The organism is Myxococcales bacterium (genome assembly GCA_016703425.1).
GTDB lineage: Bacteria > Myxococcota_A > Polyangia > Polyangiales > Polyangiaceae > JADJCA01.
On record JADJCA010000002.1, the window covers coordinates 1,127,769 to 1,147,255 of the forward strand.

Here is a 19,487-nt window from a genome sequence, read left to right on the forward strand (position 1 = left end):
AGCTGCCCTTCAGGGCGGTGGCGGGCAGACGGCGCGCGGCGCGGGCTCGCAACGGAGACGGCCGCCTATGCGATCGCAATGGCCGTTTCCGCAATCGGCGTCACGCGTGCACTCTGCACCGTATTCGCAGTGCAGGGGCCCCGTGTAGGTGGGGCCGCCGAGGCCGCTGCAGCCCCAGGGACTGCAGGTCGTCGCGGGTCCCACCGTCGTGGTGAGCACGCAGGCGCCGTTGGGGGCCTGCGTGCAGTCGCTGTCGCGCAGGCACTCGTTCTTGGCGAGGCAGTAGCGCATTCGTTCACCGGCGCCGCGCGGCATGCAGAGCCCCTTGGGGCCGCAGTCCGCGTTCGTCGTGCAGGCGTCCTCGATGCACGCGTTGTGGGGCACCATGAAGGCGCCACCGCACGACGTGACGAGCGAGCAGACGCCTTGAGCGCAAGAGGTGCAACACTCGTCGGCGAACGGCCCCCCGCCGCCAGCGTCGGTGCAAAGCTGGGGGCCCGGCGGCTCCGTCGAGCAGACGCTAAAGCCACCGGGCGTGAGCTCGACGCATGTGCCGCCAGGACAGTCGAGGTCGGAGGCGCAGTGTCGGTGCCTGCTCGCGACGCTTGCATCGGCCTTGACGAAGGACGCATCGAGGGACGCGCCACCGGCATCGCGGCGCGACGAGGACGATGACGCGGCGGGCTCCGACGGAGTGGCCATCGCTTCCTTTCCACCCTGGGGCATCCGCTGGTCGGCCACGACGCCGCAACCGGGGAGGAGCACAAGGAGCGTGTAGGCGGTCGCAACGCGGAGCATCGTCGCGCGACACGCACGTCTCGCGCCAAGGTCGCTAGCGTCGGCGAGCGCGGTTTTCCTTGGCAACGCCTGGGCCAACGTGTGCCGCGCCACGACCGGTACGCGTGGGCGCGGACGACTGCACTTCGACTGCCGTCAGGCGAGCGCTCACATTTTGAGTGCTCGAACCGCGAGCCAGGTGAGAATCGTGATGCCTTCGCCGGGGTCTGTCGTGATGTGAGTCCCATCCGCGCTCACGTGGCCCCGGGCGGCTCGCCGGGCGCGGCCCGTCGTCTCAGGTGTATCGAGGTCTAGGCCGCCCATCGCGAGCAACTCGACCGCGGCTCCGGCCGCGAGCCCGCCCGTCTCTTCGATGCGAACGGCGATCGGCTTGTCCGCCTTCGCCTCGAAGGGGGCGAGCGCATACACGAGCGCAGCGTTTGCTGCGAACTCCGTCGCACGTGGGCCAGTGATTTTGGCGAAGCGAACGAGGCGGCCGGACTCCCCATCGGCCCCGTCCTCCGCGGAGAGTTGCCACCCCGTGCCGGCAGGAATGTCGAACCTCAGAGGCCCCACCGCCACGCTTGACGCGGGACCGCCGTCCACTGGCAAGCGTGCGCTCGCGGCGGAGAAGGGGCTCACCACGATGGGGTCCTGGAACGCGAGCCGTGGCGGCGGCGCATTCGGCAACGGGAGAAGGAAGCTCGCGTGGGTTGGGCGAGCGTGAACGAACAGCGCGTAGTGACCGTTGGGCAGCTCGGCGCCCACCGGGATCGAAAACATCCCAAGGGCATCGGTCGTGGCTGCAAAGCAGGCCCGCCCGCATACGCTGACGCTCACCGCCGAGAGGCCAGCCCCGGCGACGTCCTGAATCGAACCGGACACCTCCTTGACGCAATACGCCGGCGGATCGACCCCGGGCTCCCAGCCTCCGGGCGGGGAAGCGCAATCGCCGCGGCCCGCCTCGAGAGTCCCGGCCTCTGGGCTCGGGCCGATCCTGGAGCCGGGCGCACCGCCGTTCTCGGAGGTTGCGCAGCCCACGGCGACCGATGCGGCGAGGACAAGCGCGGCTCGAAGCATGAGCAGCAATACGGGGCCGAGCCCAGAGGGTTACAAGAATCGTCTGACGATTCTTCCGGCCCCATGTAACCAGAAGCGCCTTGTCTCGTACGGGACCTATGCGCCTCCCCCCTTACTTCGCGTCCGTAAGCCTCCTGCTCGTCGCCTGCTCGGGCAATACGAGCCCTCCGTCTTCCGGCGACCGTGTCTCCGGCGACCAAGGCCTTCTTGATGGCGGCGCCGCTCAAAGCGCAGCCGCCAGCGGCACGGCTGAGCCGCAGAAACCTCCTGTGGGGAACGGGACGAACCCGGCGTGGGGAGCCGCGTGTGCGCCGCCCGGGGCGAGCGTTGGCTTTGAATTGGGTGACTCGCTCGGTGACTTGGGGATCAAGGACTGCGACACGGGTGCCGCGGCAACGGTCGATGAGGTCTGCGGCGCAGACGCTGCGTGGATCTTCGCTGCGCACACGCACTGCCCGACTTGCCAAGCGACGGCCGCCTTCACGGACGACGTCGCAAAGGCGGTCTCTGACAAGAACGTCGCGGTCATTCAGCTCGTCTACGACGACAACGGGACGAGCTGCGCGGAGTGGCGCGCGAACTACGCGCTCGCCGGCATTTCGAACGTCCGCGTGTACGCCGATCCGGGAGGCAAAGCGTTCGGCAAGTTAAAGAGCTCGAACTTCACAGCTGCGAGCGCGTTCATCAACGCCAATCGCGTGGTCACCCACAAAGAGCACGGGCTCACGAAGACCAAAGTGCTCTCGCAGATCGAGGCTGCGCTGAAGTCCAACGTGCGCTGAGGCAAGGAGCGAGGCGCGGCTGACTTGAGGACGACAATTCGCTGAAACCAACTCGCGAACGCTCCGTACTCCTCCCCGCAACATGCTCGCGGCCGCTCCACACCGGAGCGCAACAGCCGTCGCGCATCGCGAAAGGAAACGAGATGACGAGCACGAAGAAGACCTTGGGCGCGGGACTCGCGGCGACTGTGGCCATGGCCCTTGTGGCCTGCGGCGGTACGACTCCTGGAGCGCAAGGCCCCGGCAGCGCGACGACAACCTCAGGCATGATGTGCAAGGAGAAGAACTCGTGCAAGACGCACGGGAGCTGCGCCGGCTACGCGCAGGGCCAGAAGCACAGCTGCAAGGGACACAACGGGTGCGCCGGCAACATGCGGCCCATCTCCAAAGCCGAATGCGACGCCATGGCCGGCGAGTTCATGCCCTACACGCCTGCGGGCGGCTGAGCCACGGTCGGCACCGAGCGCGCATCGTGAGCATCGTGAGAACGACGGAGGCACCGTGAGGCGAAGTCTTGGTCATGGCGTGGGCTTGCGAGCAACGCACTTCGACGCGTGGCGCAGCGGCGCCGTCAACGTCGATTGGACCGAATGCATCACGGAGAACTTCCTCTCCTTGGGAGGAGGGCCCGCCGCCGTCCTCCGCTCGGTGCGCGAACAGATGCCCGTGGTGCTACACGGCGTATCGCTCTCCATCGGAAGCACCGATCCGTTGGACGAGCGCTACCTGGAGGCCGTTCGTCTCCTCATCGATGAGGTCGAGCCCGCCTGGGTGTCCGACCACCTGTCGTGGTCGTCCGTTGACGGACAGCACCTCCACGAGCTGCTCCCGCTACCGTACACGGAAGAGGCCCTCGTCCACGTCGCGCGACGCGTGGACGAGGTGCAAGAACGATGGCAGCGGCCGCTGGTGCTCGAGAACCCGTCGAGCTACCTCACGTACGCCGAGTCGGTCATGCCCGAGTGGCAGTTCCTCACGGAGCTCGCACGGCGGACCGGCTGCGGCGTGTTGCTCGACGTGAACAACGTCTACGTCAGCGCGGTCAATCACGGGTTCTCCGCGGAGACCTACATCGACGCTGTGCCCGCCGAAGCCATCTGGCAGGTTCACCTCGCGGGGCACTCGAACGTCTCGGGTCATCTCATCGACACGCACGACGGGCCCACATCCGCCGCCGTCCTCGCGCTCTACAGACGGCTCGTGGCGCGATGCGGAGCCTTGTCGACGCTCGTTGAGTGGGACGAGTCGATTCCGTCGGTTGAAGCGCTCGTCGCCGAGTCGATGACGGCACGGGCCGTCGAATGCGAGACGCTCAAGGCGGTGGCCTGATGGCCTCGCTCGTCGAGCTTCAACGCGCCATGCGCAGCGCCTTGCACGCGCGCCAATCATACGCCGCCCTCCCTCTGATCGCTGCGACGGCGTCGTGGTCGGCGGTCGACCGACTCCACGTCTACGAAGACATGGTTTGGGTGCGCCTCGTGCGGGCGCTTCTCGAGGACTTTCCCGTCGTGAGCCAGCGCCTGGGGACCGAGCTGTTCGAACGCGTCGCAGCGACGCATATCGCGCGGCGGCCCTCGACCGACCCCTCGTTGGCGTGGCTCGGGCGGGGGTTCGAGGACACGCTAAGGGAGCTTGGTCGTGAGTTCGAAGCGAGCCTAGCCCGGCTCGAATGGGCGCGCGCTTTGGCGTTCCTGGCAGGCGACGCCCCCGCGGCCTCGGCGGCCGAGCTTGGCGCCCTCGGCGAAACCTTCGGCGATGCGGTGCTCGCGTTCCACCCGTCGCTGCAAGTCGTCGCGGTCCGTGGCGGCGTGCTTGCGGCGTACGGCGATCCGGTTGGTGGAGCCGTCGATGACGAGCATGAAACCCACGTGGCCGTCTGGCGCGCCGTCTCGCACCACGGCGCGAGCGTAAACCATGAGCGGCTCGAACCGATGGAGGCGGCGGCCCTTGCGTGCGCCCTCGAGGGCTGCTGCATGGCCGCGGTATGCGATGCGTTCTCGACGTCACCCTCGCCGGCCGAAGACGCCACTCGAGCGGTCCTGCGGTGGATCGCCGCGGGCTGGGTGTCCGGCGTCCGCATGCCGCCTGGGGCGAACGCGCCATGAGCGCCACGCCGCGAGAGTCCGCGGGTCGCGCCTTCGCCGTCAGAACCTTACGACGGCGCCGGCCCAGGTGAAGCCGGCCCCGAAGGCCGCCAGCAAGACGCGCGTGCCAGGGGAGAGACGCCCCTCGGCCCACGCTTCGCTGAGGCCAATGGGGATCGTGGCCGCCGTCGTGTTGCCGTAGCGCTCGATGTTGTGGACCGTGCGAGCTTCGGGGATGCCAAGCTTCGCGCCCACCATCTGGTTGATGCGCATGTTCGCTTGGTGGGGCACGAAGAGATCCACGTCGGCGGCTGCGAGGCCCGCCTTCGCGAGCACTTCGTTGGCGACCTCGGGCATCTTGTCGGTCGCGGCGCGGAAGACGGCCTTGCCGTCCATCTTCGGGTAGTGGCGGCCTTCGTCGAGCATCTCCTTGGAGAGGCGCGGCATGACGCGGCTCGCGGGCGCTTCCACCCAAAGCGACTGGGCGCCGGCGCCGTCGGCGTGGAGCGCGAGGGAGAGGACGCCCTGGTCGTCGCGTGTCGACTTGCCGACGAGCACGGCGCCGGCCCCGTCGCCAAACAGCACAGCCACGTCACGACCGCGTTCGGTGAAGTCGAGACCGGTTGAGTGGACCTCGCTGCCCACGACGAGGACGTTCTCGTAGACGCCCGCACGAATCCACGCGTCGGCGACGCTCAGCGAATAGAGAAAGCCCGAGCACTGGTTGCGCACGTCGAGCGCCGGCACGCCGCGAAGGCCCAGCTTGTCGGCGAGGAAGCAGCCGGAGCCGGGGAAGTTCACGTCGGGCGAGAGCGTCGCGAACAAGATCGCGTCGACGTCGCTCACCTTTCGCTGCGCGCGCTCGAGGGCCGCGTGCACCGCCGGCAGCGCGAGATCGCTGGCTCCGACGTTGCCCTCGACGTAGCGGCGCTCGCGGATCCCCGTGCGCTGCACGATCCACTCGTTGGTCGTGGGCATCAGCTTGGCGAGGTCGTCGTTGGTGACGACCTTGGGGGGAACGTAGTGACCGGCTCCGAGGATGGCGCTTCGCAACATCGACGCGTCATGGCGCGTTTGCGGCGGGAGTTCAACGGGGGAGCGTGGAACTCGGCATCGTCGGCGACGGAGCAGCCCGCGCGATGAAGGCCGCCGACCAACTCCCGATGACCACGTACTTGGTCGGCCTCAAGGGAACTCACGCGAGGGCCCTGGGGCCGCCCCCGCTGGCGCGGAGCCGCCCTTACCGAACGCGCGTTGCGAGTCGATGAAGACCACCTGCGCGCCGGCGAGCGGAACGTAGGTGAACGACGGGCCCCCGGCGCCGGGGCCACCGGCCTCGCCGCGACCACCGCCGGCACCATCGCCACCTTTTGTGCCGCCAGCGATGGGGCGATTGCTCGGCGCGGGCCTCCCGCAGCAAGTGGACCAGTTGCCTTGCTTGTAGCAGCCGCAGGCGGGACAGACGCCGCACACGCAACAGTCCGCCGTCCAGCACTCGGCGTTGGCGCCGGCGATGCCTGCGGAGCCAGGGCCGCCAGCGCCGCCGGTGCCGCCCGGCGCCCCGTCGCCGCCGTTGCCCGCCTCAATCTTGCTGTACTTTACAGTCACCGTTCCGCCGACCGCGACGATGCCGACGGACGCGCCGCCGCCACGCCCCGCGGCACCAGGACCGCCGCCGGTTCCGCCGCAGCCGCAGCGGCCTACTTCGGACACGACGGTGCCCACCTTGGAGTTGCAGCTGCTCCCATTGGCCGCGCATTGCCCATCGACCTCGCAGTCGGTGCGCGAATTGGCGGCTCCGCCGGGAGCCCCGTTCTGACCGGCGCCCCCAGACTGAGCGCCCGGTTGCCCGTTGGCGGGCGCAAAACCACTTGCCGTAAAGGCTCCGTTGGTGGTCGCGCCGGGAGCGACTCCGCGGTCTGCGCCCGCCGCCGGCACCGCCACGCACGAGACCGAACTGACACACGATGCGGTGCCGTTGGTGCCGGCACTTGCGGCGCCCCCGCCCGTTGCGGCGGCGGCCACCACGTGGACGTTGTCGAGCGCGACGACGCTGGCTTTGGCAAAGACCGCAATGCGTGACGCTCCCGGCTGGTTGGGCAGCGGCGGCAGCGGCCCGCGCGTCGTGATGGCGAGATTCGACAGCGTCGCGCCGGCGGCAAGGTCGCTCACGGTAACCGCCACGTCGTCCGGTGATTGGATCAAGGTGAGATCGGCGCGCTGGGGCGAGCAGTCGCGGCTCCAGACGGCGCCCGTGCGCTTCCACGAGCCGTCGATGCGAATGGCCTTGGAGAAGTTGGCGAGGTCGACCCGCTCGGCGTAGGTGCCTTCATCAAGAACCACGATCGGCGCGCCAAGGGCTTTGGCGACGCCGAGCGCGTCCTTGATGCTCTTGAAGGGAGTCGACGGTTGGCCCGACCCGCCTCCCGCGGCGTTCGTGCCGGTCTTCTCGCTGACGTAGATACCGGTTCCGCCGGCAGGGGGAGGGACCTCTAGAGGATCGCAGGGGGCGATGCCTGCGTCGCCGACCGAGCCGCCATCGTTGGCCATGGCGGCCCCATCGTTGCTCGCGTCGGGTGCTGTGCCATCTCTGGCTGCGTTAGCGTCGACGACGCCCGTGTCGACCTCGCCGTCAGGCCCGCTCAAGCCCCCATCGACACCCCCGTCGGTCACCTCGGTCGAGATCTCGAAGTCACCGAGAAGCGTTGCACATCCGCCTGTGGCGAGGAGGAACGACACCAAGGTTGGGGCGACCGCTCGGACAGACCACATGAGGCTCCTGTGCGGCAACGCCGCGCCGAGCGCGTTGCCACGCCTTGACCGTATGCAGCTTGGCGCGCGAGTTCAATGGGGGACCCGCGGCCTCGGAGTTTCCGAGGCTCCCCGTGGAATGCGCCCCCGTCGCACCTCGTGGTCACCCCGAAGGGTCTCGGAAGACGCGACAAGAAGAGGCCGAGAAGCTCACGCCCGCCGCGGGCGACGCCTTCTTACCGCGAGCGGCATCAGCCGCGAGTCCGCCGCGAGCGCGAACGGGTGTCCGCGCCATACGATGCGAAGGCTCACGAGCGCCCGCGCCCAGCAGAAGAACATGACCACGCTCTTGATGAGCTCGAGCGGCAGGTACCGCCACGGCAACGTGGTTCCGCAGAAGAACCACGAGGAATACGCCGACGTCGCCATCTTGAAGGGGACGAGCAACGCAAACGTGGGGGCGCTCGTGGCACTCGGCAGGACCGCGAGGAAGGCAGCGCGAGCAGGAAGCGGATCCGCCAATGGCTCGAGGAGAAACGGGACCGGCGCGATGGCGCGCCGCATCTTGGCCCAGCGCGTGTGCCGCTCGACGGTGCGCGACACGTCGCAGTCGACGTTGCGGTTCTCCACGGGCGCAAAGGACACGCGCACGGCGAAGCCGGCGTCGCCGATCCTCCGACCGAGGAGGTGATCTTCCGCGAGCACGTGCCCCACCGCCTCGAAGCCGCCGATGGCCGAGAGCGCCTCGCGGGCGATGGCCATGGACTTTCCGACGGTGAACGGGCGCGCAAATAACGCGCTCATTGCCACGGCGGGAGCCACGAAAGGTTGTAAGATGCAAGTTCTCGAGGGCGGCCCCGAGGCTGCGCTCGCCGCGCCGACGAAGAGGCTGGTGACAGGCCGACGGGGTGCGCGCCGGCCGAACGCTCGGGGCTCAACGCGAAGGCGTCGTCGAGGCGCGCCAAGTAGTCGGGCGTCACGCGGACATTGGAGTCGGAGACCGCGGGATCTCGCCTGCGGCTGGGCGGCGAGCCCGATGAGCTGCGACACCTTGGGGTTCTGCGCGGCCCGCGGGTCGGTCACGACGAGGCGTGCCCGAAGCTCCGTGTGCCTCCGCATGAACGCGCGTGCGATGGGCGCCGCCGGGTCGTCCGGCGAAGCGACGCCAAGGAGGATCTCGAAGTCGGGATGCGCGATGGCTGCGAAGGACTCGGGGTTCCGCAGCTCGTCGTCCTCGCCGGCGAGCGGCAGGGATGCTCATGGATGGGCGCCGGTGCCCCGGTGCGGTGGCGGCCCATTGCGGAGCCGGGCGCAAAGCCGGGCGCGCGTCGCTGCAGCGAGCGTCACGGCGTGGACACACAAAGGGAGACTGCGACGAGGCCCAACCCAATCGTGCTGGCTTCCACGGGTGTCGAGCTTGCCGGACCCGGCGACACGGCACTGACGTCCCCGTGACTTTCGTGCAACCTACACAAACAGTGGCAAGGTGCAGGGCAACTCTCGGTAGCGTCGCTCAGAAGGCCTGCCAGACGGGGCCCCCCTCGATCATGTGGTGGTTCGGGTCCGTTGCCGGACCGGCGTCCACGTGCCCGTGAGCGCTGCCATGGGGCGCACCGGGAAGCGCCACGGGATCTGGAGCACAAGCAGAGACGGACACGTACAGAGCGGCCCCCGCATGCTCGTCATGCTCATGCTGCTGCGGCCACGGCCGCCACGGCGTCCGCGTCCGGTCGACGACGGCACCAACTTCGCCCACGAATCCCGCCACCACATCGTTCAAGGGCACCCCACGAAGCGAAGCCTCCCGCTCGCATCCACTCGCGGCCTAACGCGGTCGACTCCTGGCCCCCGCCGCTGGCTCCAACGCGCGTCGCTCCGAAGACTCGCGTCGCCGCGTACGCCCGCGCTCCGACATCCTGGTGATCGCCATGAAAGATCGTGGCCACCATGCCCCCAGCGCCACGTCGCCGGGAACGCGTTGGCGCACCGGCTCTTCCTCGACGCGGGCTGTGGGCCATGCGGCGACGGTCGGCGCTGCCTCCGCATCCGGGTAGTCCCGGCACGGATTCTGGCGTGGGTGTTGACGTTGACGCCAAGGCGTCCTGCGCGATAGCCACGTGGACCGCGAGCGCTTTGCTTACGTCCTCGCAGCGAGCGCCAGGACCGTCAGGTCTCTTTCTGACCGTCGCGTGCCTCGGTGCTGACGTGGCCGACGAACACCACGCGCCCTCAGTCGCGCGCACGCCTCCTAGAAACGGCGAACAACCGTGCCCGGCTTCCCGTCGCCATCGGGGCGAACGTCCACGCCGAGGTCTGCGAGTGCTTGGCGAAAGGACTGCGCCTGCAAGCACTCCGCTTCCTGAACCTGAAGCGCCACCGCAGGGCGCTGGGCTTCATCGGCGTGAGCAAGGCTCGCTACGAGCGGGACGAGACTGACGATCGGCATGAGGGGCGCAAAGCGCATACGCCTTCATGACCGGAGGCGGTCAGCCCCGTCATCGGCGGACCTGCGTTAGCGAGAAAACTTCCGAAGGAAGTGCGAGGCGACACTCACGCGAAGCGCCGCCGCGCTCGTATTGCCCGTTCAGCGCTCCATCTTGCTGCAGTTCCACATCTTGCCCTTGTCGATGGAGCCGTTGACGCTCTTCTTCGCGGCGTCAAAGCGCGCGGGGAACGAGCCGGTGGGCTTGCCTTCCACGATCCAATCGCAGGTGTACTTGGTGGGCTCGAGGCGACTGCATATGGCGCTCGAACCTTTGGCGCCGGCGATCCTCACCTTGCCTGGAGCGAACGACGTGAACGTCAGGCGCCCGAGGCGACCGAACGCGTCATCGCAGGCCTTGGGGACCTCATCGTTGGCCGACGCAGCCGCGCCGGCATCCGCCGCGGCCGGTGCCGGGGCAGCGGCGTCGACCACCGCAACCGCGGCCCCAGCGTCGACCGGCGCGGGCGCAGACGCGTCACCGGTGGGCGGCTTTGCGGGCGCGTAAGCGCGCGGCGTGGACCCGCCAGCCACCGCGACTGCGGCCGAGGCTGACGCCGCAGGGGCCGAGGGAGCGGCCGGCGCCGAGAGCGCGCTCGCAGAGGCCGACGGCTCGGTCTTTGGGGCGTCGCCTTTGGAACATCCCGAGCCCACGACCAACAGACTCGCCGAAAGACTCAGAACCCATGCGGTCGCCGACCATGCCTGCTTCATCACCTTCGCTCCTCGCCATCGAAACGCTCACCGCGGGTGAAGCTAGTCCGACGAGGCTAAGTCAGATGGCGTAACCGGGAAAGAACTTGGCGCCGGCGTCACTTGGGCCGTTCCGTCCGAGTCTCGGTGTCCGCGACCTGCCATCGAAGGTTGTCGAGCAGGACGCTTGAGTCGAAGTTCGAGTCGCCCGTGTCCCAGATGAGAAACTCGAGCGTGATGACCTCGCCGGGCACGACCGCGGCCTGCGACGTAAGCCATCCCGTCGCGCCGCCGGCACTCGACGCCTGCTCGCCGCAAAAGAAGTCGCGCGCCGAAAAGCCGGTGCCCGCGAGCTCGGTCTCTCCCCCTGCGCAGAGGGAGGTCTTGGGCACGGCCGGTTGGCCTCGGCATCCCGTGAGCGCGCCCGCGGTGCATCGATCGAAGTAGACGTTGTTCACGCTGACGGGGTTGCGAAGCCCGTCGAAGGAGATGTTGGTGGGCACGCCGCCCGTCGCGCGCGACGTCAACATCGCCAGGAAGCCGTCGTTGTAGCGAGTGCACACCCACTCGGGCCACTCGCCGGAGTAGTAGTTGAAGTCGAACGCGACGCCCTTCGCGTTGGCGGGCACCGCGATGTTGAGCTTCACCGTGGCGACGTCGAAGACGCTGCTGTCGATGACGCAGCCCTCGGCCGGCTGCGGGTAGCCGGGCGGAAGCTGTCCCGGTCCCGTCATGGCGAGACCTTGCTTGAAGGAGGCGCCAGCATTGCCGTTCCACTCGCGCGCCACACCCGAGCTCAAGACGCCGAGCGACGAGCCGTGACGCGGGCGAATGGCCGACCCGAAGCGCGGCAAGATTCCAGTTTGGCTCGGGTTTGGGACGTACTCGGTTCCGTAGCTCCCGCTGTAGCGGGCCGACACAAGTCCCCAGCTCTCGGTCGTTGCGCGATTGCAGAGGCCGATGGCCTTCGCAAAGTGGTCCGCCGTTCCGTTTTCCGGGAGGTCGGCGTCGCAACGCGGCACGACGTCGACGAGCCCGTCGCCGTCGTCGTCGCAGTCGTTGCCGGGGATCTCGAAGTTCTTCGGCGACGAGACGCAGCCTCGACTCACGACGCCGGAGTCGTTCGTGTCGAAGGCGGCACGGGGGCTCACGCCACCGTCGGCTCCTTGCGCGTGCGTTTGCCCGTCACCGCCGGCGCATCCCAGCGCGGTCGCGAGGACGACGACGGTCGCGGCCGGGAAAAGCCGCCTCGGCCGCCACCCTTCTTCCGCTGACGCGACCGAACGGGAACCCATGGGCTCCTGCTCTTGCACTTGCCCGGCCAAGTGTAGGCGCCTGTATTCTTCGCGGGATCCGCCGGATTACGGTCCCACTGGATGGAAACCGGTCCGTGCCGATCCAGCAGCCTCGACCCCGCCACCTGGTGAAATCGCTACGATTTGTCCTGGCCCTAGCCGCTCACGGGCGGAACGTGCAGGCGGAACGTGCGGCGGAACGTTAGAGGGCGGTGACGGAGCCGACCCAGCCCTGCGTGCGGTGCTTGAGGCCGTCAACGAAGTCGTAGGCGCCGTCGCGAAGCTCTTCGTCGATCATCGACTGGGGCGCCGGGATCTTGGGGACGAGGAGCACGTCGACCTGGAGGAGCGAGTGCGTGGCGCTGACGGGCTTGACGGTGATGACCGTGCGACCGGCCTTCATGTCGCCCTTGATGCCGTTGCCTTCGATGACGTGAGCGCCACCGCTCGCGCGCGGCGAACCGAAGCGCATGACCTCGTAGAACTCGATTTTCATCGGGCCGATCTGCACCGGATAGCGCATGTAGACGTCCGTCGAGTCGCCGTCTTTCGCGATGACGCGAGCCGTGGCGAACTTGCGATGAAGCTCGCGGTAGCGATGAAATTCGAAGGCCGCCTTAGCGACCTTCTCGGCGGGCGCGGCCACGAGCGCCTCGGCGTGACCGTAGCGGCCATCGCGGCCTGAGTAGTTCCACTTCACCGTCGACTTCGCGTCGAGGAGCCGCGCGACCGTCGGATCGAGCGCCGGAGCCTGAGCTTGAGCGGGAGCCGGGTTCTGGCTGCTCGCGCTGTCGGCGTAAGCGACCACGGGGAGCGACAGCGCAGTGAGCGATCCAAAGAGGAGGGTTAGAGAACGCATCCGAGTGACTCCGAGAGGTCTGTAGCACTGCCTGTGCCGCGCGAAAGGTCAGACGAAGAAATTTGAAAGGCGATGGAGCTTTCGGGAAATAGCCCCCTAAACGCCTGAAATTGCTTAGCGCCGCTCCAATCTACGGAAACGTGCCGAAAGCGCCCGGCGCCGTAAAGGCACACCCGGGACCGTGACTCTGGGGTCACGATCCCCAGGGCAAGGGCCCCACGTCGGGGGCGCCTTCCCAGTTTGGAACCTCGCCAGCGGATCGCTGTCTGGCCCTTCACGATGAGGCGCCCACCCCCGGCTTGGGAGTCGGCGGACGCCGACACGACAGAACCTGAGGCGGCGCATTCTTTCGCTTTCTCCGGTGAGCCGGTGGCACCATGGCCCGAAGTGGCCCTGCCCGACGACCTCGAAGCGCGGCTCGTAGAGCGCCTCATCAAGCGCGACGAGCGCGCCTTCAACGAGTTCGTGAAGCTCTACGAGCGACGAGTCTTCGCCCTCGTCTTCCGCATGCTCGGCAACCGGGCCGAAGCGGAAGATCTCGCGCAAGAGGTCTTCGTCCAAGTCTTCAAGGCCATCGGCACCTTTCGGGGCGAATCGAAGCTGTCGACGTGGGTCTACCGCATCGCCGTGAACCTCTGCAAAAACCGCCTCAAGTACCTCAAGGTTCGTCACGAGGGCGACAAGGACCCGCTGGAAGATCTGGCGGAGCGGATTCCCTTCACGGAGGCCACCGCGACGACCGTGGGCGAGGTCGAGCGACCCGACGAGATGGTCGAAGGCCGCCAGATCGAGCTTATCGTCCAGCGCGCCATCTTGAGCCTCGACGACACGTTCCGCGAGTGCCTCGTTCTGCGCGACGTCGAGGAGCTGAGCTACGAGGAGATTGGCCAGATCACGGGGCTCGCAGAGGGAACGGTGAAGAGCCGCATTTTCCGCGGCCGCGCGATGCTTCGCGAGATCGTCGAGCGTAAGCTCGGGGAGAAGATCGGATGAGCGAGGAAGCACCGAAAGAGGCGCTGCACGACGAGGGCGAGCCGGAGCCGCCGGCCGACTTCGATGACGAGGCCGATCCGATGCGAGCCCTCTTGCGCGGCGCCATCAAGAAGGCGGAGCCGGCGCCCGACGCGGCGCTCTTGCCCAACGTGCAACGCAAGCTACGCGAGCGCTCGCGCGGTAAGTTCTACGGCGACGGCTGGAGCACGACGCAACAGACGACGAGCTACCTGCTCGTGGCGGCGCTCATGCTGCTCGTCCTGGGCGTCGCGTATTACGTGCTCGGGTCTGTGAAGTAGCAAAGGCCCGCGAGGCCCCGGCGCTCGGACAGCCGCTGGCTCACGGGCATGGACGAAGGCGCGTGTCGCGAGGGATCACGCCGGCGCCCCACCGCAAGAAAGGGCGCCGAGTGGCCCAGCGCACACGCCGCGCGACAGCGCTCCGAAGGCGGCACGACTCCTGCGGAGGGCCCCACCAGAGGTGCTTCCCATGCAGATCAATCGCGTCACGTTCTTGGCTCTCGCAGCATCGCTCGGGGCCGTTGCCTGTGGTTCCTCAGCCGTCGACGTGGAGTCCGACGAGGGAGCCATTCAAGCCAGGCAATGCACGAACCCCGGAGACGAGGGTCCTACGCCCGATAGCCGCCTCGGGTTCTGCACCGACTTCGCCACGAAGGCCGCGGCCATGGGAGAAGACTTCCGCAGCATCGAGAGCGTGTGCCGCGGCTACCTTATGAATTTCAAGAGCGCGGCGGCGGACCGTGCCCAGAGCTGCATGAGCAAGCTCCGCAAGGTCGACATCGAGCAGATGGGACCATCCTTCGACTGGACCGGCCTCTACGAGTGCGGGTACCTCGCGCTCACGGGCACCTGCGAGCTCAGCGACGCGGCGGAGGTTTGCCAAGGCGCCATCACGGACCGCCATCAGCAGATGACGTGGACCGACATGAGCGAGCCGGAGCTCGTTCAAGAGGAGTGCCGCGCGTTCATCTCGGGCCTCAAGAAGAGCGGCGCCGAGCAGGTCATCACGTGCGTCACGCGGGAGAAGTTCCCCGTCTACAGCTGCGTCGAAGGTCTCGAGGGCGATGTCACAGCAAAGAGCGTCTGCGTCGACACGAAGCGGCGTGGCGAAGAGACGCGCCTCCACATCGCCGAACGGTGCACGCAGGGCCTCGACGCTGCGGCCCAAGCCGTGTGCCTAAAGTTCGTCAAGGCGACGCGCGTCGCCATCGCGGAGCGCTTCGTGACCGAGGTCCAACAAGCCGGCGTCGACCAACCGTCGGCGCCGAGTGCGTCGGTCGTTCACAACATCGGCGTTCGCGTCTTGCGGGAAGGGTGTCGTCTGCCCAGCGAGGTCGACGCCACGTGCGCCGAGGTCGTCAAGAAGTACACGGCGGCGGGCCGAAGCAACGACGGAGGGCGCATTACGCGCGAGTGCCGGGCGATCTTCCCGGGCCTGCTCAAGTCGGCGCGCGATCGCGTGCTCGCGGGGCGCGTGCCCGCCGACGGCCGCATCAGCTCGGCCATCGTCGCGCTACCGACGGCGAGCGGCGCGACGGCGGAAGAATTCCCGGAAACTGCGGAGTGACGAGGTCAGAGGTGCGCTTCGGCGCGCAGCGAAACCCAGGGTTGCTTCGCCTCGCGGGGACGCGTCACGAGACCCAGCGCGCGAGCACCACGGAGATGTTGTCGGGGCCGCCGTTCTCGTTGGCGCGTTGAATCAGGCGCGACGCGGCGGTCTTGAGGTCGGGCGCGTTGTTCACGATCTCGAGCATCTCGGGATCGGTGACGGGGCCCGAGAGACCGTCGGAGCAGAGCAGGTAAGTGTCGTCGGCGGCCGGCTTTTCGAAGCGCGTGTCGACCTTGACCGTGTCCTTCATGCCGAGCGCGCGAACGATGACGTTCTTGTGCGGGAAGTTGGCGATCTCCTCCGGCGTGAGGCGCTTCATCTTGATGTAGTCGTTGAGCAGCGAGTGATCTTCCGTGAGCTGCTCGATGCCCGTCTGGCGCAGGCGGTAGACGCGCGAGTCACCCACGTGAGCGACGTACACGCCGTCTTCCACGGCGAACATCGTCACGATGGTCGTGCCCATGCCGCGCTGCTTCGCGTCGCGCTGGGCGCTCTCGTAAATACGAAGGTTCGCGAGTTTGATGGCGGTGATGAGGCGGTTTTCCTCGTACCCCTTCGACCGGTCCATCTTGTAGGGCCAGGTTCGTTCCGGGTCCGTGGCGGTAGCTTGGAAGAACTCTCGCATCGAGTCGACGGCCATCTGGCTTGCCACCTCGCCGGAGGCGTGGCCGCCCATCCCGTCGGCGACGATGTAGAGCCCAGCTTCCTCGAGGATCGAGAAGTTGTCCTCGTTGTGGTTTCGCTTCATGCCGACGTTGGTCTCGCCGGCGACTTCGATTCGCAGCGCCACGGTGGTCCTTCAGGAAGCAGTTCGAAAGGCGTTAGGCCCCAGCCAGGCGGCGGACGGGCACGAGACCGGGCGATCGTCGCCGGGATGGACCGACGATGTCAAACGTAGCGCGATCAATGACCGTGACCGGCGTGGGGGTCGACGGCGGGACGACCCGGCTTTGCGGTCTGGGCGGGGGCCGGAGCTGTTTGGGCGGGGGCGGCCTGCTCCGGCGCGGGCTCGGCCTGGGCCGGCTCCGGCGTCGGGTCGGGGGCGCGGCTGCCCCACCAGATGCCAGCCAAAAGAAAGAGGAATGCGCCCAGCGCCGGCAGCCAGAGCGGCGTCTTCGGCTCTTCCAGGACGTGTGAACCGTGGTCGTGGGACCCCATGGCGACGCATTCACGCTTTGCCGGCCGGTCCTGTCAAGCGTCCTCTGATTCCGAGGGAATTCCGTGGCCTCGTCGAGCGCTGAAAGCGGCGGTTCGAACGGAACGGGCCGTGCATACCTCCGCCATTCGCTACCATCCTTCCTCGTCCGGCTTCGGAGTACCCCCGCATGCGCTTGCCCCTTCGCCCCATACACCTTCGCGCCCCCGTGGCCATGGCCCAGCGGCGACCCCTGTTGTGGCCCTCGGCTATTCCCGCTTCGGTGGCGCTCGCGCTCCTCGTCGCCGGTGAAGGCGAGGCCCGCGCCGACATGCCCATCGGCCCCAGTGGCCCGGCACCGGTGGGCGTGGGGACGGCCCCGCCGTCGCCTGCGCCGGTCGGCGCACAGGCCGCGCCCGCAAGCGCCGACGAAAGGCCCGCCGTTCGGCGCGGCCTCATCGCCGTCGAACAAGGCGGACGCGTCGCCGGTGTCGGCATCGTGCTGGGCTCCGACGGTCGCATCCTCACGTCGCTGTCGGCGCTGAGCGGCGACGACGTCACAGTGAAGCTGCCCGACGGTCGCAGCGTGAAGGCGCGCGTTGGCCACAAAGACAAGGCGTCGGACCTCGCGCTTTTGTTCCTCGTGACCGGCAAGTGGACCGAAGGCCTCCGCGCCAGCGAGGTGGACCCGAGCACCGTGCCCTTGCGGGGCGTCGTAACGACCCAGAGCGGCAAGGCCACGACGATGCCGGTTACCTTGCGCGGCCGCATCGACGCCAAATCGAAAGACGGACAAGACGGCGTGGTGGGCGCGCTCGACATCGAGCTCCCGAAAGGCGCCGCGCCGCTCGCGGGGGGACCGCTCTTGGACGATCAAGGCAACGTCCTCGGGCTGTTCGTCCGCGCGTGCCGGCCCATGAGCGCGCTCGCGCCGCGCGATGGCGCTCCGCTCGGCGCCCTGTTCGCCGTCGCCCCCGTCGACGCAGGCGGCGGCGCGGCCCGCAACGCGAAATGCGCCCCCACGTGGGTCGGTGCGCCGGTGAGCTGGATTCGTGCGTTCCTCTCGAAGACACCACGAGAGGCGGTGGCCCCTTCGCCTTGGCTCGGCATCGCCGGCGAGACAGGGACGTCGGGCTCAACGGCTGGCGTGCGCGTACTCGCCATCGCGCCCCAAAGCCCCGCCGAGAAGGCCGGCCTCAAGAGCAACTCGGAGCGCGCCAAGGCGCCGCTCATTGTCGCCGTCGACGGCGTGCCCGTGGCCACACCCGAGAAGCTCTCGGAGCTCATCGCGAGCCACGGCATCGGCGACACTGTGAAGCTGCTCGTGCTCGACGCTGAGAAGCTCAAAGACGTCACCGTGACGTTGAAGGCGGCGCCCTAGACCTCGCCCTGAGATCGATCCATGCAGAATGCAAAGGCCCACCGGACATCGTCCAGTGGGCCTTCGCGTTACGGAGCTCGCACTAACTAACGGGGGCCGTAGCCGCCGCCTCCGCCACCACCTTGCGGGTTGTAGCCGCCGCCGCCGGGCGGCATTCCGCCGGGCGGATAACCACCGCCAGGAGGTGCGCCGCCGGGGGACCGTAGCCGCCACCGGGGGGTGCGCCGCCGGGAGGAGGACCGTAGCCACCACCGGGAGGTGCGCCGCCGGGGGGACCGTAGCCGCCGCCAGGAGGTGCGCCGCCGGGAGGACCGTAGCCGCCGCCAGGAGGTGCGCCGCCGGGGGGACCGTAGCCACCACCGGGAGGTGCGCCGCCGGGAGGACCGTAGCCGCCGCCAGGAGGTGCGCCGCCGGGAGGACCGTAGCCGCCGCCAGGAGGTGCGCCGCCGGGGGGACCGTAGCCACCACCGGGCGGTGCGCCGCCGGGGGGACCGTAGCCGCCGCCGGGAGGTGCGCCGCCGGGGGGACCGTAGCCGCCGCCGGGAGGTGCGCCGCCGGGGGGACCGTAGCCGCCGCCGGGAGGTGCGCCACCGGGAGGACCGTAACCGCCGCCGGGCGGCATCCCGCCACCGGGCGGACCGTAACCGGCGGGCGGCGGACCGCCGTAACCGCCAGCCGCCGGCGGAGCGCCGTAGCCACCCGGCGGGCCATAGCCACCGGGGAGTGCACCCGCGGGCGCGAAGCCGCCGGGCGCCATGCCGCCGGTGCTCTGGCCTGAGATGCGGAGGTAGATGAGCGCGAAGGCCACGCCCGTCACGAGCTGCACGACGATGCCAGGGACGTAGCAAAGGATCGTGCCGAGCAACTGCAGGACCCACGTGACGAGGAAGAACAGGAAGAAGCGGCCCTTGAAGCCGTTCATGGCCTCCCATGCGCGCTTGAGGGCGTCGATGGGACCGGCGCCGTCAGCGACGAAGAACATCGCCGGCCACAGGCCGCAGAGCAGAATGATGCCGGGAACGATGAGCAGCATCGCGCCGATCATGTACGCGACCGTCAACAAGAAGCCGGCCACGAACATCGGGACGACGAGGCTGCCGCCCGAGAAGAGAACCCCGACGGTGGGGACCTCACCGCGCGCCACGGCGAGGTTGATCTTGACCATGCCGGGCATCAAGAAGAGCACGACGCCCAGGGTGATGAGGCCGCCGATGCCCGAGATGATGGCGCCCACGGTGTCGCCGACGGCGGTGCCGATAAAGACGATGATGTATGGCACGAGCACGACGCCGACGAAGGCGAGGATCGAGAGGACGAGCGGTGCCCAAGCGCCCTTGAAGCGCTCCCAGGCGGTCTGCAAGATCTCGCCGATCTCCCAATCCTGGGGAGGGCCACCGGCACCGCCGGGCGCCGGCATCGGCGCGGGGGGCGCCTGCGGCGGCGCGTAGGGATTAATGTTCACGTTCGAGCTCCGGGCGTAGAGGTGGACTGGTTCGGCGGTTGCTGCGGGCGCGAGAGTATCCCAACGCGGCGGTCCCGTTCCACG

At 68.6% G+C, this 19,487-nt stretch carries 20 protein-coding genes; 8 read left to right on the top strand and 12 right to left on the bottom strand.

Annotated elements, in window-relative coordinates; translation table 11 throughout:
• Nucleotides 1-9: 9 nt before the first annotated feature.
• Nucleotides 10-798 carry a hypothetical protein gene (locus tag IPG50_11195; GenBank protein MBK6692758.1) on the bottom strand — a complete coding sequence of 263 codons (789 nt, stop codon included), beginning with the start codon at nucleotides 796-798 and terminating at the stop codon, nucleotides 10-12.
• Nucleotides 799-945: 147 nt separating this feature from the next.
• Nucleotides 946-1,857: a hypothetical protein gene (locus IPG50_11200; GenBank protein ID MBK6692759.1), complete on the bottom strand. Its 912-nt coding sequence runs from the start codon at nucleotides 1,855-1,857 to the stop codon at nucleotides 946-948.
• Nucleotides 1,858-1,955: 98 nt separating this feature from the next.
• On the opposite strand from IPG50_11200, the gene IPG50_11205 reads away from it, so the two are divergent.
• The 4 genes from IPG50_11205 to IPG50_11220 all read left to right on the top strand — a co-directional run bounded on the left by IPG50_11205 (nucleotide 1,956) and on the right by IPG50_11220 (nucleotide 4,744).
• On the top strand, nucleotides 1,956-2,639 hold the full coding sequence (locus tag IPG50_11205) for a redoxin family protein (GenBank protein MBK6692760.1): 684 nt from the start codon (nucleotides 1,956-1,958) through the stop codon (nucleotides 2,637-2,639).
• A gap of 143 nt (nucleotides 2,640-2,782) precedes the next feature.
• Nucleotides 2,783-3,085, top strand: coding sequence for a hypothetical protein (locus IPG50_11210; GenBank protein ID MBK6692761.1), 303 nt, complete (start codon nucleotides 2,783-2,785; stop codon nucleotides 3,083-3,085).
• 55 nt (nucleotides 3,086-3,140) lie between these two features.
• Nucleotides 3,141-3,968: a DUF692 domain-containing protein gene (locus IPG50_11215; protein MBK6692762.1), complete on the top strand. Its 828-nt coding sequence runs from the start codon at nucleotides 3,141-3,143 to the stop codon at nucleotides 3,966-3,968.
• Nucleotides 3,968-4,744: a putative DNA-binding domain-containing protein gene (locus tag IPG50_11220; GenBank protein MBK6692763.1), complete on the top strand. Its 777-nt coding sequence runs from the start codon at nucleotides 3,968-3,970 to the stop codon at nucleotides 4,742-4,744. Before IPG50_11215 ends, IPG50_11220 begins: the two co-directional genes overlap by 1 nt.
• Nucleotides 4,745-4,783: 39 nt before the next feature.
• On the opposite strand, the gene IPG50_11225 is transcribed toward IPG50_11220, so the two are convergent.
• The 7 genes from IPG50_11225 to IPG50_11255 all read right to left on the bottom strand — a co-directional run bounded on the left by IPG50_11225 (nucleotide 4,784) and on the right by IPG50_11255 (nucleotide 12,803).
• A complete protein-coding gene (locus IPG50_11225) occupies nucleotides 4,784-5,779 on the bottom strand; it encodes a ketoacyl-ACP synthase III (GenBank protein ID MBK6692764.1) in 996 nt (331 codons plus the stop codon).
• Nucleotides 5,780-5,908: 129 nt separating this feature from the next.
• Nucleotides 5,909-7,495, bottom strand: coding sequence for a hypothetical protein (locus tag IPG50_11230; protein MBK6692765.1), 1,587 nt, complete (start codon nucleotides 7,493-7,495; stop codon nucleotides 5,909-5,911).
• Between the two features lie 189 nt (nucleotides 7,496-7,684).
• Complete coding sequence (locus IPG50_11235) at nucleotides 7,685-8,278, bottom strand: hypothetical protein (GenBank protein ID MBK6692766.1); 594 nt, start codon at nucleotides 8,276-8,278, stop codon at nucleotides 7,685-7,687.
• A gap of 1,444 nt (nucleotides 8,279-9,722) precedes the next feature.
• The gene (locus IPG50_11240) at nucleotides 9,723-9,920 is read right to left on the bottom strand and encodes a hypothetical protein (GenBank protein ID MBK6692767.1); all 198 of its coding nucleotides are present in this window, start codon (nucleotides 9,918-9,920) and stop codon (nucleotides 9,723-9,725) included.
• Between the two features lie 138 nt (nucleotides 9,921-10,058).
• On the bottom strand, nucleotides 10,059-10,670 hold the full coding sequence (locus IPG50_11245) for a hypothetical protein (protein ID MBK6692768.1): 612 nt from the start codon (nucleotides 10,668-10,670) through the stop codon (nucleotides 10,059-10,061).
• 98 nt (nucleotides 10,671-10,768) lie between these two features.
• Nucleotides 10,769-11,944, bottom strand: coding sequence for a choice-of-anchor L domain-containing protein (locus IPG50_11250; GenBank protein MBK6692769.1), 1,176 nt, complete (start codon nucleotides 11,942-11,944; stop codon nucleotides 10,769-10,771).
• A gap of 202 nt (nucleotides 11,945-12,146) precedes the next feature.
• A complete protein-coding gene (locus tag IPG50_11255) occupies nucleotides 12,147-12,803 on the bottom strand; it encodes a hypothetical protein (protein ID MBK6692770.1) in 657 nt (218 codons plus the stop codon).
• Nucleotides 12,804-13,082: 279 nt separating this feature from the next.
• Between IPG50_11255 and IPG50_11260 the strand changes: the two genes are divergently transcribed.
• From IPG50_11260 to IPG50_11270, 3 genes are all read left to right on the top strand, one after another.
• On the top strand, nucleotides 13,083-13,796 hold the full coding sequence (locus tag IPG50_11260; GenBank protein ID MBK6692771.1) for a sigma-70 family RNA polymerase sigma factor: 714 nt from the start codon (nucleotides 13,083-13,085) through the stop codon (nucleotides 13,794-13,796).
• Complete coding sequence (locus IPG50_11265) at nucleotides 13,793-14,095, top strand: hypothetical protein (protein MBK6692772.1); 303 nt, start codon at nucleotides 13,793-13,795, stop codon at nucleotides 14,093-14,095. Before IPG50_11260 ends, IPG50_11265 begins: the two co-directional genes overlap by 4 nt.
• A 190-nt stretch (nucleotides 14,096-14,285) precedes the next feature.
• Nucleotides 14,286-15,383, top strand: coding sequence for a hypothetical protein (locus IPG50_11270; protein ID MBK6692773.1), 1,098 nt, complete (start codon nucleotides 14,286-14,288; stop codon nucleotides 15,381-15,383).
• A 64-nt stretch (nucleotides 15,384-15,447) separates the two neighbouring features.
• On the opposite strand, the gene IPG50_11275 is transcribed toward IPG50_11270, so the two are convergent.
• The gene (locus IPG50_11275; GenBank protein ID MBK6692774.1) at nucleotides 15,448-16,209 is read right to left on the bottom strand and encodes a Stp1/IreP family PP2C-type Ser/Thr phosphatase; all 762 of its coding nucleotides are present in this window, start codon (nucleotides 16,207-16,209) and stop codon (nucleotides 15,448-15,450) included.
• Between the two features lie 119 nt (nucleotides 16,210-16,328).
• Nucleotides 16,329-16,583: a hypothetical protein gene (locus tag IPG50_11280; GenBank protein ID MBK6692775.1), complete on the bottom strand. Its 255-nt coding sequence runs from the start codon at nucleotides 16,581-16,583 to the stop codon at nucleotides 16,329-16,331.
• 167 nt (nucleotides 16,584-16,750) lie between these two features.
• Here IPG50_11280 and IPG50_11285 point away from each other — a divergent pair, with 167 nt between their 5' ends.
• The gene (locus tag IPG50_11285) at nucleotides 16,751-17,941 is read left to right on the top strand and encodes a serine protease (protein ID MBK6692776.1); all 1,191 of its coding nucleotides are present in this window, start codon (nucleotides 16,751-16,753) and stop codon (nucleotides 17,939-17,941) included.
• A gap of 82 nt (nucleotides 17,942-18,023) precedes the next feature.
• On the opposite strand, the gene IPG50_11290 is transcribed toward IPG50_11285, so the two are convergent.
• Nucleotides 18,024-19,403 (bottom strand): hypothetical protein, encoded by a 1,380-nt coding sequence (locus IPG50_11290; protein ID MBK6692777.1) that lies wholly within the window; start codon nucleotides 19,401-19,403, stop codon nucleotides 18,024-18,026.
• Between the last annotated feature and the right edge of the window lie 84 nt (nucleotides 19,404-19,487).